Below are 14,734 nucleotides of genomic sequence, written 5' to 3'. Positions count from 1 at the left end.
TGTCGAGAGAGCCGCGACCGCCTCTCGACAAGCTCGACGGCTGCTCGAGGTAAACGAGGGGCTGGGCCGTCAGCCCCGCTTACAGGTAAGCGAGCCCCTGCAGCACGGTGGCGTAATAATCCGCCTGCGCCGTAGGCGCCGGCAACGGCTGGCCAAGCAGGCGGCGCACGCCGACCATGGCACCGCTCGACAGCGCATAGGGTGCGGTCTGGCCGGTGCGCACGTCGATCCACGCCGGGATCGGCCCCGCACCATAGCTGCGCCAGAAGCGCGCGATCGCGTCCGCCTTGCCGCCCCGCCCCGCCATGGCGAGGTACAGCGGCACGCGGACGGCATCGAAGCCGAACCGCGGATCGCGTCCGGCGGCGGGCGTCATGCTGCCATCGGCTGCCACGTCAACCCAGTCCGTGGGAAGCTGGTGCTGGCCGAAGCGCGCACGCGCCAGCAGCGCATCGCCGCCCTGGATCATTGCGCCCCACTGCTTGTCGCCGTCCGCGGCGCGGAAGCGCTCCAGAGCGGGCCACACATAATAGGACGGGTTCAGCGTCAGCCGCCCCTGCTGCTCAAAGCCAGTGCCGCCGGGCAGGAGGAACAGGTCGCCGCCGACCTGCCTCAGCATGGTGTCATGCAGCGCATTGCGGATCGCGGCCGCGCGCTCGGAGAAGAAGCGCTCGTGCCAGCGATCGGCGCCGAGCATCAGCCCCCAGGCGATCAGCATGTCGCCGTCGGTGGCGTTGTTGGGGTCGGCGACGGGCTGCGCCGCGTTCGGATCGTAGCGCCAGGAGAACAACGGATCGTTGCTGCGCGCGAGTGTCTTTTCGGTCCAGGCGAGGATTCGGTCGAACGCATCGCGGTCGCCCGCGGTCGCGGCCAGGATCAGGCCATAGCCCTGCCCTTCGGTATGGCTGATGCCGTTGTTGCCAGTGTCGACCACGCGGCCGTCCGGCTGAACAAAGCTGCCCTTGAAGCTGGTCCAGACGCCCGGGATCACCGCGGGATTGCCGCCCGTCACCTTGGGCGTTCTGCGGGATGTTGTGCTATTGCCCGCCGTGTCATGGCCGTTATCGGCCGCGCGGCCCGAACATGCAGCGACGAAGCTGCCGGCGACGCCCAGCAGCAACGCCCTTCGATCAAGCCCCATAGACGAATTCCACGCTCCGTTCACTCGTGGCCACAACCCGCGTCTTGATCGCATCGCTGCCGCCCAGCTGGCCGAGCCAATAGTCGTAGATGCCTGCGACCACCGCCACAACCGTGTCACGCCACCGGCCGCGCTCCACCTCGGGCGGCGTCAACGGCAACGCGGCGTGGACGATCCGCAGGCCGTCCTCGGTGAAACGCAGCACTGCGCGCCCCCAACCGCTTTCCGCCCAAAAGGCGTTCATCGCCGCGAAGATCTCGTCGTTGGAACGCAGCTCTCCCAGGGGATAGGCGCGCGCGATGCGGTTACCGATTGCGCGAAAGAAAGCCTGTGCCTGCTCCGGCCCAGCCATCTCCCACGCCTCGTCCACCATGTGGCAGGCGAGCATGACCGGCGGCTGCAGCTCGGACTCGGGTACGTCGAGCCGCCACGGCACCAGCATCGGCTTGCTCACTTCTCGCCTCCCAACGTCTGCTTGATACCCACAGAGGTACGGACGTCGTTATATTGGCCAAAAGTGTTAACATTAATGTCACCACCCACGCGGGTGCTGCCGGCCAGCCCGTAGTAGAGCGAAGCCCCCGCTGCGAGGCCGAACCCGGTCTCGCTAAGGCTGTCGTAGCGGGCACGCACATCGCTGTTCTGCGCCTTGAGCGCATCAAGCGCCGTCTGCGCTGCAGGATCCGTCGGATACAGCAACGCCTCATCCTGTTCGTAGCTTTGATAGCCCGGGGCCACGTTCGCCGCGACCTCGAACCGGTCGGTGTTCATGGCGAACCGCACCGGGAAGCTCACGCTGAAGAAGCTCTGCGGGCTGAAATAGCCGCCGTGACCATAGGTGAAGTAGTTCTGGTTGTTGCCGTAGGTCTGATAATTGGCGTTGATGCCAAGCGTCAGGGTCGACCGCGAATCGCGATAGGCACGCGTGTAGCCGCCCGCGTTGAACTGGACAGAGCTGTTGTCGCGGACGCCCACGCCATCATAATGGTGCCAGGCGCCGTCGATGTAGCCGCCGGTGCCGTCGCGATCCCAGGAGAGCGAGGCGCCGCCGCCGCTCCGCATCACTGCGCCCCAGAACTGCCCCGTTACCGGGTCGATGGTTCCGGCATAGGACAGGACACTGTCCGTCACCGGTCGGCGTTCGCCAAAGATGCGCGCGCTTGCTTCCGGTGAAAAGCGCGGCGTGACCGCGATGCCGCCGGCCGCATTCCGCTTGGCAAAGCCCAAGGGCGTCGTGCCGAAGTCCGCCTGAACCAGATCGCCTTCATAGGTGGCGGCGATCGCGACGCCCGCGTCGTGCTGCGTCGCTGCCTGGGTGAGGGTCGACGGCTGCTGCGCCACGATGGCCTGCGCCTCCGCTGTGCCGTTGCGGCCGAAGCGGGCGAGGCCCGAGCCGGTCGGTCGGCCGGAGTCGAGCACCACCGCCTGCGCTTGAACGCCGACGCGCCCGCCGGCCATGCCGGTGGAGATCTTGGCCGTGCCGCTCAGTTCCTTGAGCGTGCTCAGGCCCGTCTCGCCCGAACGATCGCGATAGCCGGTGGTGATGTCGGCCCGCGGCGCGCTGCTGGCGGCAAGTCGACGCATGTCGGCCTCGATGCCCTGCAGGACCGGATCGCCGGCCTGCGCGACCATCTGCGGTGCAGGCCCAGGCGCGCCAGGAGTGCCCGGCATCCAGTTCTGCGGGGAGGCAGCAGCCCCCCCGACCGGATAGGGTGCGGCATAGCCATCGGCTCGAGGGGACGGCGTAAGGGGCGATCCGGTCGGGATACCTACCGGAGCGAATCCCGTCGGGCTCACCGACGCGGTCTGCGCTCCGGCGTTGCCGCTGCCGAAGGCGAAGGGGTTGCTGCCCGAGGTGACCGGCGCGAACGGGTTCGCGGCCACGGCCGGCTGCGCCATCTGCGCGAAGGGATTGCCGCCGAACGGGTTGCCGCCACCTGCGCCCGCCTGCCCGACATAGAGGCTGCGGGCCTGGCTCAGGTATTTGCGTGCGGCGCCGTCGTCGCCGCGGGCCTGCTCGATCCGCGCGGCGGCCAGATAGCTGCGATAGTCGCTGGGTGCGACCCGGATCGCCTGGCGCGCAGCCTCGCGCGCGGCGCCATGCTCGCCGGCCGAGGACGCAGTCTCGGCAAAGCCGATCAGCGCGTCCCGGTTGTTCGGGTCCTTGGCCAGGATCATGCGATAGGTTTGCGCGGCCTGCGCGTTGAGGCCCCCGGTCTGGTAGAGCCGGCCAAGCGAGGCGAGCACGTCGGCGTCGCCGGGCGTCGCGGCCCAGGCCTGCTGCAGGACATCGAACGCAGGCGCATATTGTCCGGCAAGTCGCAGTCGGTCCGCACGCGCCACTGCCATTGCCGATCGAAGCGTCGCGACGGTCTGCATGCCCTGTGCCGTACCGCCGGCCAGCTGGGTCGCGCGGGAGATCGCCTCTTCGGCCGCCATGTCCTGCCCGGTCGCGGCCAGCACGCGAACGATCGGATCATAGGCCTCGGCCGTCGCAATCGGCATCGCGGCGGCACGCTGCGCGAGCATGGAGGCGCCTTGCGTGTCGCCCAGCTCCAACAGCGCCGTTGCGATCGTCCCGGTTTGCGCCGCCGGCAATCCCGGGGTGTCGGCGATCTGGCGCAGCGACTGAAGCGCCGCCTGTTGCTGCCCCTGCGCCCCCAGTGCGCGGGCGCGAGTCACCGCCGCCTCTGCGCGCAGGCCGAGCATGAAGCCGTTCATCTCTTCGGTGCGCGAGCCTTCGGGCACGCGCGCCATCAGCGTCTCGGCCGCACCCAGCTGGCCGGACTGCTGCGCGAAGAGCGCCGCCGCATAGAGCGACTCCGGCGCGGCCGACTGTGCCAGCGGACCGATCACGGTGGTGGCGTCCATCGGCCGGCGCTGATCGCGCAGGAACCGCGCATAGTCGTAGCGCAGCCACGGGTCGTTGGGGTCCAGCGAAATCGCGCGGTCGTACAGCTGCTGCGCCTGGCCCGCACGGCCGGCGGCGACCTCTGCCTGTGCCTGGGCGCGGATCGCGCTCACGCGCAGGGTGCCCACCTCGGCGCCACCGCTCGCGCGGGCAGCCTGGGTGTAGAGATTGGCCGCGTCCGCATATCGGCCCTGCTGCTGATAGATGCGCGCGAGCAGTTCGGTTGCCGTCTGCGCCGATGGCGCACCGCTGCGCGACAGGCGCTCGGCGGTTGCCTGGGCTTCTGCGACGCGGCCGGCATCGAAATCTGCCTGGGCGGTGCGCAAGTCGGCAAAGAAGCTGGCCGACTGGAGCGCCTCGGCCCAACGGCTCGCCCGGCCGCCGCGCGAGGCGCGCTGCAACAGGTCGCGTGCTTCCGCAAAGCGTTCGCGGCGCAGTTCGACGAGGCCGAGGCCGCCCAACGCATCGGCGTCGTTGTTCGACCGCCTCAGCGCGCTGCGGAACAGCGTCTCGGCGCGTTCCAGATCGCCGTTGTCCAGGGCGGTGAAGCCCGCGGCGCGCGCATCGCCGCCGGGATCGCGTGACGGTGCAGGGGTCGCGCGGCGCGGCGCGGCCCGTGCAGGTGCTGGCGTCGGGGTAGGCGCTGCCGCGGGCCTTGCGGCCGGGCGCGGTGCGGCTTGCGGCTTGGGCTGTGGCGCCGGCTTGGCTGGAGCGGGCGCAGGCGTCGCCGCCGGCCCGGCCACACCGCGCCTTGCCGTGGCATTGCTCGGGTCGATCGCCAGCACGCGGCGATAGGCCTGGACCGCGAGGTCGCGGCGACCGCGGCCCTCCCAATATTTCGCCTGGCGCAGCAGCGCGGGCACGGCATTGGTCTGCGCCCACGCCTCGACCGGCGCCACCGACACAAGGACGGCACCCGCCAGAAGACCGTGCAAAACCCGCGATCGCATCACTTTTCCACCGCCTGGAGCCGCTTGCGCTCCTGTCGCTTGAGCAAGAAATAGGCCGGCCAGGACAGCAGGATCGCCGTCAGGATACCCGCAAGTGCCAGCAGCCACGGCCGCTGGCTGAACCAGTAGGCCGCCTTCATCCAGATCGGCAGCGAGCCCACCCAGTAGCGGCCGCCGACGGCAAAGCTGCTCATGCCGTCGCCCGTGAAGATCGACACGTCGCCCTGCACCGCTGCGTTGATCTTCACGTCCGCAAGGCCCGCCACCATCTGGGGCAGGTTGACGGGATCGTTGGCGAGCAGGGCCACCACCGTGCGATCGTCGTCATAGGGCGACTGGAAGCTCACGATGCCGGTGAAGTTGTCCGTGCTGTAGAGCGCCTCGTCTACCTGCTCCTCGGGATCGCGATCGTCGGGCGACACCAGCTGGATCGCCTGCATGATCGGCCCGCGCTTGTGCACCTGCAGCCGGCCGTTCTCGTATCGCACCGGCGCGTCCGCAAACAGCGAGCCGCTGGCGAGGCTCAGGTCCCCGACCATCAGGATGTTCTTGCCGGTCGCACGATCGGACGTACCCCCGGTGAGCACCGTCACCTGCGTGGCGGCGGCTCCGGTCGAGTCACCCAGACGGCCCATGACCGCGAGCAACGCCTCAACCGTTGCCGGTGCCGGGTTGGGGCCGACCATCACCACCGTCTCACCAAGGTCCGGGCGGATGGTGAAGGGATAGCCCGCACCGGCAAAGGTCGCGAGGTCCGGCATGCGGATCGCATGATAGGCGTGGCCGAGGTCGATCGTGCTGTCCGGCAGGATGCTGACCCGCACATTGTCCGGCAGCGTCCCCTCGCACCGCTTCTTGTCGGCAACGATCAGGTTGTAGTCGAGGATCAGCTGGTTCTGCCCAAACAGGTTATAGTCCGGCAGCACGATATCGGCGGTCGAGGTATAGGACTCTGCCGCTTCGTCCCCGATCAGTCGCCGCCACCACGGAGAGCCGCGCAGCGCCTGGGTACCCAGATACTGGTTGTTGATCGAGACATCGAGCCGCGAGGCGGCACGATCCAGCCAGGGCGCGCCCGGGTAACGATAGTGCAGGCGCAGGTCGCCCCCCTGGCGCGGCCAGAAGAACAGGTCCGGCGCAACGCGGAACGACGTGGTGAGCGGCCCCGGGGGAAGCCCCTGCCCCTGGAGCGCATAGGCCTGGGTGAACTCGCCCAGCTTCACCGGGCGGTCGGTCCGCAGCCAGCGCGGCGCACTGTAGCGCGGCATGGACGGGATGCGGACGCCGGCGAAGGAGGCGTTCGCCCCACCCACCAGGCCGCGGCTGAGCGCCAGGGCCGCCGCAGCCTGCTTCAGCTCGCGGTCGTCGCGGCCCATGACCAGCAGCAGCGTGCCCGACGGATCGGCAGGGTTGCGCACCACCGACGCGGAGGGCCCCTGGATGTTGCCGCCGAAGTCGCCCATCCGGCGGTTGTTGGTCAGGAACAGCACGGCATTGCCGCGCGGCAGCTGGTTGTAGCGGGGCTGGAAGGAGAAGCCGCGATAGCTCGCCAGGCTGCCGAACCAGGAAGCCAGCGTGGAGGCCGCCTCCAGCTCGCCGGCGGTCGGCGTGCTCAGGAACACGAACGGCAGGTTCAGCGCGCGCGGATCGGCACGGTCGACGAACGGCGCCGGCCAGCGCGACAGATTGGGGTCGAGCGGCAGCGGCTGCACGCTCAGGTCCAGATAGGTGCGCGTGTTGCTGATGTTCGCCCACAAAGAGCTGTGGAACGGATCCTCGCAGTCCCGGGCATAATGGCCCAGGAAGCGCAGGTTCAGGCGATTGTCGCCAGGCAGGAACAGCGCAGGGTCGACCGCAAAGGTCACCTGCGTCCCGCCCGCGGTCTCCCGCACCAGCGGGATGGTGCGTACGGTTTCGCCATTCACCAGCACGACCATCTGGCTGAGGTCGCCGAGCAGCGCGGGCGAATAGGCGAAGGTCAGCGTCATCGTCGCTGCGGTCACGACCGCGTCCGAGCGCACGCCGAACGGGATACCAATCTCGCCATGGGTGCTGCCAAGCCGGATCGGCTGGCGCTGCTGAAGATCGCGCAGCGTCAGGCGCACCTGGCGGGTGGATCCGTTAGCGGCGGGCGCGACAGCAGGCTCGACCGTCTCGGGCGCCACCTGCGCGCGGGCGACATCAGGCGTGAACATGCCCGCGCCCAGAAGCGCAAGCGCGATCGCGGCAGCAGCCTTGAGCGGCGCGGCCTCTCCGGCCTTCACCTTTGGCTCGCGGCGGAAGATGTTGCGCAGCGTTCCCAGGTCAATCGCAGTGATGTGCGCGAGCGAACGGAAGCCGGAAATCGTCGGGTGCGGACCCGATGGCTGCCACGCATCGGCGCGCCCCATCACCGCGCGCACCAGCAGGCGGATACGATCGGGCGGCAGTTCAGGAAAGCGGAGAAAGGCATCAGACCCCCGTGTACGCATCGTTTCCACCGGCAACGTCAGCATGTCGTCTCCCATCGGCAGTGCCACGTCGGTGACCGTGCGCCCCGCCAGCGACACGCCCTCCGGAAGGCTCAGCGACAGTCCCCCCAGCGACACGTCGTTGGTCGTGCCATCGAGCACATAGCCATCGTCCAGATACACCGTGACCGGCAGCTTCACCGGAAGCCGGATATGCGTTCGCGTCTGCCGCCGTTCGCGCGCGACGGACACCGCTGCCAGCAGGATCACGACACTGAACAGCGCCCAGGCGGTGTTCAGCAGCAGCGTGTCCATCTGCACATGGAATTCGCCGGGAATGAAGTGGCGGACGAAGCCGAACGCGATGCCGAACAGCAGCAGGCCGATCGTGATCAGGTGCGGCTTGACCGTCGCCAGATCGAAATAGGTACGGTCGAGCAAGCTGCCCTTGTCGGTCACGTTGAACTTGCCCTCGTGCGGGCGGAACAGCGTGTAGACGGTCGGCTTGACCAGGTGGAACGCCAGCAGCGTCTCATAGATCTCGCCCCAGAACGGACGGCGCTCGCCGCCCTGGATGCGTTCGCTCGACTGCATGGCCAGGAACAGGTGCGGCGCCGCATAAGCGAAGATCAGCCCGGCCGAGGCGTGGATGATGTTCGCGCCCGCGATCAGATAGGCGAGCGGCGAGGTCAGGAACACGATGCGCGGTAGCGGAAACTGGAAGTGCAGCATCGCGTTGATGTAGCAAAGCCGCTGCTGCCACTTCAGGCCAGGCCCGAACAGCGGATTGTCGATGCGCATGATCTGGGTCATGCCGCGCGCCCAGCGGATGCGCTGCCCGATGTGCAGCACCAGCCGCTCGGTCGCGAGGCCCGCGGACAGCCGCGCGCCGATATAGGCGGTGTTCCAGCCCATGCGCTGCAGCTTGAGGGCGGTGTGCGCGTCCTCGGTCACCGTCTCACCGGCGAAACCATTGGTCTGCATCAAGGCCTCGCGGCGGATGATCGCGCACGAGCCGCAGAAGAAGGTCGCGTTCCACAGGTCGTTGCCGCGCTGCACCGCGCCGTAGAAGAGGTCGCCCTCCCCCGGCATGTCGGCGGCGCCGGCGAGGTTGCGCTGCACCGGATCGGGGGAATAGAAATGGTGCGGCGTCTGCAGCAGCGCGAGCTTCGCGTCCTTCTGGAACCACCCGACGGTGAGCTGCAGGAAAGCGCGGGTGGGCACGTGGTCACAGTCAAAGATCGCGATCAGCTCGCCATCGGTCTTGCGCAGCGCGGCGTTCATGTTGCCGGCCTTGGCGTGCAGATTGTCCGTGCGGGTCAGGTATCCGCAGCCTACCTGGCGCGCCATGGCGCGAAACTCGGGCCTGCGACCATCGTCCAGGATGAACACCCGGAACCGGTCGCGTGGATAGTCCATGTCCATCGCCGCATAGGCGGTGTTGCGGACGATCTCGAGGCTTTCATTATAGGTCGGGATGTAGAGGTCGACCATCGGCCAGCTGTCCGGCTCGCCCTCGATCTCGATCACCGGACGGTCGAGCGGCCAGCTGGTCTGAAGGAAGCCCAGCACCAGGATCACCCAGGCATAGACCTCCGCCAGATACAGGCCGAGGCCGAGCGCCATCTCGTACACCGAGCCGAATTCGAGCGTCGTCGTGGTCCGCCAGATCATGTAGCGGGTCGACATCAGCAGCGAGAGGACGGCGATGGCAAGCGTGCCGCGGCGCGACTTGTTGCGGCCGATCAGCAACGCCCCGATGATGGTCGTGCCCGCAAAGATCCACTGCGTGCGGAAGTCGAGCGGAATCAGCAGGACGCCGATCACCGCCAGCAATGCCGGCACGGCAATCAGCACGCGCGCCACGCGCGAAAACCGCGACGCGGGCTCGGACATCATCGCCCCTTGGCTCATGCAGCGGCGTCCCGCAAGACCCCAGTCGGACTCAGGTCGCACCGTGCGATCACCGCATCGGTGAGCTTGGCGACGTCGGCGAGCGCGGCGCTCGCCGGCGCGACGGTCGCCAACGGCTTCATTGCGGCCAATGCCTCCATCACTGCCTCGTCCCGGCGCACCGTTCCAAGCAGTTGCTCACCCAACAGCGTCCGCACGAGATTGTGGATGTCGTTCGACAGGCGGCGACGATCATCCATCATGTTGAGCACAAAGGCGGTGCGGGTGAGCGACAGGACCGAAGCCGAGGTGTCGACCTTGGTCAGCGCGGCGAGCGATACCGGCGACGGCGCCAGCGGACAGATCTCGAGCGTGGCGTGCGGCAGCAGCTGGTCGCGAAGCTTTGGCCCCGCCGTGCCGAGATCCACCAGACAGATGCGATCATCGCTCGCCCGCGCCAGCAGTTGCTCGGCGATGCCCGCTGCATCCTGATCGGGATAGGCCTGGAACAGCTCGACCCCGGCAACAGCGTCCGGTGTCGCCTCCCCGTCCAGCATCTCCAGCGTCTGCGAGGGCGACAGGCCGAAGAACAGCTTGAGCGACTCCTGGGCGGTGCAGTCGACGGCCGAGACCTGGTGCCCGCGATCGGCAAGCGACATCGCCAGCCGCGCCGTCAGGAAAGTGGTGCCGACGCCACCCTTGGGCGACCGCAACAGGATCAAGGTCATGCGCGGCCCTTTCCGAGCTGATGCAGGAAGTTGCGAAGGTCCGGCTCACGCGGCGGCTGGGATGCCGGCTCGGGAGCGGTTTCCCGCCCGTAGCGGCCGAACAGAGCGGCGGCGGGATGCTGCGGCGGCGGCGCCGGCTGCGGAGCAGACTGCGGAGCCGGTGGCGCGGTGACCTCCGAATGCGCAGGCGCAGCTTCGGGCCGCAGAATATTTGGCCCCGCAGACACGGCCGCGGCAGACGCCGGCTGCTCGCGATTGCCGACAATGCGTGGGTCGCGCAGCAGCGCCTGGAACAGCGGCCACAGCTCGATCTCTTCGGCTGCCGCGGTGAAATCCTGGTAATCGAGATGCTGCCGATCCAGGCGATCGAGCAATGTTTTCGCGTCCTGCCGCATCGGCTGTCCCCTTCGTTCGGAATCGCCGTAGCGTTGACTTCGTTAAAGAACGATTTTCCACTCGGTCGCGGTTTGCGGGATCAGGCCCATAGCAAAAGTTTCTGCTTTGGCGAGAACGGCTTGTCTGCCACGCGATCCCGAAAGGTCGGATCCTGGTGCGCCGTACCAAGATTTTAACCAATTTGCTTTACCCCCGGCAGCCCTTGTTGGGGTGAGCGCGTGAGACGAGCGAAAATTGGTGCAGACGAGGGTGCCCGGCTGGGTGCGGTTCGGGACTATGATCCGGGCGACCTCGCTGCCGACCCTGCCTTGCAGGAGATTGCAACGATTGCCGCGCGGCGCTTCGATGCGCCGATCGCTCTGATCACGCTGGTGCGGGAAAGCGAGCAGATCTTCCTGGCGCGAACCGGGATCGATCGATCCGGGACCGATCGCGACATCTCCTTCTGCTCGCACGCGCTGGGAAGCGACGACCTGCTCGTAGTGCCGGATGCGACGCTGGATCCTCGTTTTGCAGGCAATCCGCTGGTCGTGGGCCCGCCGTATGTCCGCTTCTATGCGGGCGTGCCGTTGCGCGTACCCTCGGGCCATGTTCTCGGCACGCTGTGCGTCGTGGACCCGCAGCCACGCAACGGCCTGTCGGCACGAGATCGCCAGGCACTCCGCGCACTAGGCGCGCAGGCGCTCGGACAGCTGGAAGCCCTGAGGCTGGAACGGGCGCACGCGGAGGGCCCCCACCGCTTCCGCCAGCTGGCGGTTCAGTCCTCCGATGCGATTGTCTCCACCGATGCCCAAGGCCGGATCACCTTCTGGAACGACGCCGCCGAACGCCTCCTAGGCATGGACGCTTCGCAGGCGCTTGGTCGCGCGCTCGCCGACTTCCTGCCGGCGATCGAGGGTCCGGCTGCCTCGCGGGACAAGCCCTTCCACCCTGGCCGCCATGTGCCGGTGGGCGAACCCTTCGATAGCGACGCCCGGCGGAAGGACGGAGCGTTGCTGCCCGTCTCTTTGTCCCTCCTCAGCACCGGGCGAGATGCCGGAGCAGGGTATGACGTCGTCCTGCGGGACGGGGCGGCGCGCCATCGTGCCGACGATCTCGCCTACCGGGCAGCGAGCCAGGACGCGCTCACGGGTCTGCCAAGCCTGGCGGTGCTGATCGACCGGCTGGAGGGGCATACCGCGCGTGGCGACGAAGTTCATCTGCTTCGTCTCGGGCTGACCGACCTTCCGGAGCCCAATGCCGCCGACCCCGGCCATGTCCGCGATCTCGTCTTGAAGGAAGTTGCCGGACGTGTGGTGGACAGCGTCCGGCATGGCGACACGGTCACTCGGCTCGGCACCGAGTTCGTCGTGCTGCGCGTTGCCACGCCCGGTGAACCGCAATCCGCTGCCTTGATCGTCGCCGACCGCATCCTGGGCTCACTCATTGCGCCGGCCGAAGCCGGGGAGCAGCCGGTCCGCCTCGGGGCGCACATCGGTATCGCCTGCTTTCCCAAACATGCGGACACGCCCGACGCGCTGATGGAAGCGGCCGCCGGCGCGCTGCAACAGGCGCGCCGCGAAGGGCGCCGCACGCGGCGGGTCCATGGGGAGGCGATGCGCCGCGATCCGGCGGAGAACGACGGACTTCACGAGCCGCTGGTCCAGGCGCTCGCGCGAGGTGAGTTCGAGCTGTTCTACCAGCCGCAGGTCGACCTCGGCACGGGCGACCTGGTCGGGGCCGAAGCGCTGATCCGGTGGAACCACCCGCAACGCGGGCTGCTCACCCCTGCCGACTTCCTGGGTACGATCGACAACAGCCCGCTCGCGGTTCCGGTCGGCACCTGGGTGCTGGAGGCTGCCTGCTCGCAGGCGGTGGTCTGGCGTCAGCGCCATTCCACCTTTCGCATGGGCGTAAATCTGTTCGGCGCGCAGTTGCACAGCCGCGGCTTCGCAGAAGAGGTTCTGGCCATCCTCGACCGCACCGGGCTTCCCGCCTCAGGCCTGGAGCTGGAGATCACAGAGAAGGTCATGCTCGATCGCAGCACCGAAGAGCTTGGCGCACTCTCTGCGCTTCACGCCCAGGGCGTGGGCATCGCTTTCGACGATTTCGGAACCGGCTATGCGTCGCTGTGCATGCTCAAGGACACGCCGCTCACCCGCCTGAAGGTCGACCGCAGTTTCGTGAAGGATATTGCCGAAGGCGGACCAGATGCCATGATCGTCGCGGCGGTCGCGACGCTCGGCACGGGTCTCGGGCTGGATGTGCTTGCGGAAGGTATCGAGGACGAGGCGCAGTGGACGCTGCTACGGGCCAGCGGCTGCCGGACCGGCCAGGGCTATTGGATCGGCCACCCGATGCGGGCCGCCGATTTCGACGCTTGGATGCACGACCGGGCAGTCGGGCGGACCGCGGGAGTGCGGACATGAAGCTCCTCGCCTCGCTGAGCGCGCGCATGTACGCGGTGATGGCGCTGTCGGCGCTCGCGGTCCTGTCTTTGGGGGCTTTCCTTCTCCAGAGCAGCTACCAGTCGCGGGAGGCATTTGATTGGGTGAGCCACTCGCAGCGAGTGATCATCAGTCTCAATTCGCTCCAGGCAAGTCTGGGAGAAGCCGAGTCGGGGCTGCGCGGATATCTGCTGACGGACGATCCCGCGTACCTTGCCCGTTTCGAAGGCAATCTGGGTCAGGCCCATCAGCTGCGTGAGCGGATCCTGGACCTGGTTCAAGACAATCCGACACAGTGGAAACGTGCCAAGACGCTGAACCTTCTCGCGAATGACAAAGCCCGGATCATGGCCGATGCGGTGAAGCGAGGCCGCCGCGTCGGCGCGAGCCGGGCAGTCGATCCGCTTGCGCGCGACCGTGGACGGTCCTTGATGCAGGACATCAGTATCCTGACGAACGCGATGCGAGACGACGAGCGCCGGCTCCTTCTGCAGCGCACCGTCGATGCGCGGCAGGGGTATCTTTTCGTACGCGCAGCCGTGGTCGTGGGGTGCTCTCTGCTCACGCTGTTGATCGTGTTGCTCGGATGGCAGATCCGCTCAGGAATGACGCGCCCGCTCGAAGACCTGCTCGACGCAGTGAAGCGCTTCGGCGCGGGTGATCGCACCGCACGCGCAAAGGTGGGGGGGAGCGTGGAGTTCCGCGAACTGGCCCTCACCCACAACATCATGGCCGAGCAGCTGGGAACAGCCATCGAGCAGTCCAATCGCACCGAGGCGATGCTGGCCCGCGCCAACAACGAGCTGTTGGAGCGGAGCCGGACGCTGGAAGCCCGACAGCATTCGATCGAGTTGCTGAGCGACCTCGCACGCCGGCTGCAGGCGATCCGCGACGAAGGCGAGCTGACGACCGTGCTCGACTGCTTCCTCCCCCAGGTGCTGCCCGACCTGGCGGGATCGCTCTACGTCCTCAACCACTCGCACAACCTGCTCACCCGGCTGTCGACCTGGGGGGAGCCCTATGCGAACCCGGAGACTTTTGCCCCGGACCAGTGCTGGGGACTGCGCCGCGGCCAGTCTCATGCCGTCGAGCGCACCGGCGCCGACATCGTCTGCGGCCATGCGCGCGGCAACGTGCCGGTCGAACGGCTCTGCGAACCGGTCATCGCCGGCGGCGAGGTCCTTGGCCTGATCTATGTCGAGGGCCTGTCCGACGCGGAGGACCGCTTCCGCCTGACCCTGCTGATGGAGAATGTCGCCCTCGCCCTGGTCAACGAGAACCTGCGCTCGCGCTTGCGGGAGCAGTCGATCCGCGACCCCCTCACGCGCTTGTTCAACCGCCGGTACCTGGAAGAAGCGTTGCAGATCGAAGCGGCGCGGGCACAGCGCAGCGGCACGCCGCTTGCCGTGGTCATGGCCGACGTCGATCATTTCAAGCGCTTCAACGACACGCATGGACATGAAGCCGGCGATGCCCTGTTGCGCGCCGTGGCAGGACAGATCCAGACTCACTTCCGTCATGGCGACATCGTCTGCCGCTATGGCGGTGAGGAGTTCACCGTCATCGCTCCCGGCGCGTCGCTCGCCTTGATCTGCCAGCGGGTGGACGAACTGCGCCGCATGGTGCGCGAAATGACGATCGACTTCCGCGGGCAGCGGCTTGGCCCTGTCACCATGTCGTTCGGGATCGACGTGTGGACGGCCGCAGGAGGCCGCTCCATCGACGCGCTGATCGGGGAGGCCGATCGCGCACTGTTCCGGGCAAAGCGGCTCGGCCGGGATCGGATCGAGACTGTTCCGCAGCGGGTGGCAGCAGCCGCCGAATAGGCGGCGGGACACT

Annotated in this window: 8 protein-coding genes; 2 read left to right on the top strand and 6 right to left on the bottom strand. The window is 67.9% G+C overall.

Annotation, left to right across the window (positions count from 1 at the left end; all coding sequences use genetic code 11):
* Window positions 1-79: 79 nt before the first annotated feature.
* The 6 genes from LK533_RS08840 to LK533_RS08815 are packed head-to-tail and all read right to left on the bottom strand — an operon-like array spanning window position 80 to window position 10,468.
* Window positions 80-1,141 carry a glycosyl hydrolase family 8 gene (locus LK533_RS08840; protein ID WP_229362423.1) on the bottom strand — a complete coding sequence of 354 codons (1,062 nt, stop codon included), beginning with the start codon at window positions 1,139-1,141 and terminating at the stop codon, window positions 80-82.
* Complete coding sequence (bcsD, locus tag LK533_RS08835; protein ID WP_229362422.1) at window positions 1,131-1,595, bottom strand: cellulose biosynthesis protein BcsD; 465 nt, start codon at window positions 1,593-1,595, stop codon at window positions 1,131-1,133. The genes LK533_RS08840 and bcsD overlap by 11 nt, the downstream gene beginning before the upstream one ends.
* Window positions 1,592-5,002, bottom strand: a complete 3,411-nt coding sequence (locus LK533_RS08830) for a cellulose biosynthesis protein BcsC (protein WP_229362421.1) — start codon at window positions 5,000-5,002, stop codon at window positions 1,592-1,594. Before LK533_RS08830 ends, bcsD begins: the two co-directional genes overlap by 4 nt.
* Window positions 5,002-9,348: a UDP-forming cellulose synthase catalytic subunit gene (bcsA, locus tag LK533_RS08825; protein ID WP_229362420.1), complete on the bottom strand. Its 4,347-nt coding sequence runs from the start codon at window positions 9,346-9,348 to the stop codon at window positions 5,002-5,004. The genes LK533_RS08830 and bcsA overlap by 1 nt, the downstream gene beginning before the upstream one ends.
* Window positions 9,349-9,362: 14 nt before the next feature.
* On the bottom strand, window positions 9,363-10,073 hold the full coding sequence (locus LK533_RS08820) for a cellulose synthase operon protein YhjQ/BcsQ (RefSeq protein ID WP_229362419.1): 711 nt from the start codon (window positions 10,071-10,073) through the stop codon (window positions 9,363-9,365).
* Window positions 10,070-10,468: a hypothetical protein gene (locus tag LK533_RS08815; RefSeq protein WP_229362418.1), complete on the bottom strand. Its 399-nt coding sequence runs from the start codon at window positions 10,466-10,468 to the stop codon at window positions 10,070-10,072. Before LK533_RS08815 ends, LK533_RS08820 begins: the two co-directional genes overlap by 4 nt.
* Window positions 10,469-10,687: 219 nt before the next feature.
* Here LK533_RS08815 and LK533_RS08810 point away from each other — a divergent pair, with 219 nt between their 5' ends.
* Both LK533_RS08810 and LK533_RS08805 read left to right on the top strand, forming a co-directional pair.
* Window positions 10,688-12,877: a putative bifunctional diguanylate cyclase/phosphodiesterase gene (locus LK533_RS08810; RefSeq protein ID WP_229362417.1), complete on the top strand. Its 2,190-nt coding sequence runs from the start codon at window positions 10,688-10,690 to the stop codon at window positions 12,875-12,877.
* A gap of 26 nt (window positions 12,878-12,903) precedes the next feature.
* Window positions 12,904-14,721 (top strand): diguanylate cyclase, encoded by a 1,818-nt coding sequence (locus tag LK533_RS08805; protein ID WP_229362416.1) that lies wholly within the window; start codon window positions 12,904-12,906, stop codon window positions 14,719-14,721.
* The last annotated feature ends 13 nt before the right edge of the window (window positions 14,722-14,734 follow it).

This window comes from Sphingomonas sp. PL-96, assembly GCF_020707215.1.
In the GTDB taxonomy this organism is placed as follows: domain Bacteria; phylum Pseudomonadota; class Alphaproteobacteria; order Sphingomonadales; family Sphingomonadaceae; genus Sphingomonas.
This window is presented reverse-complemented; position numbering and strand designations above follow the sequence as displayed.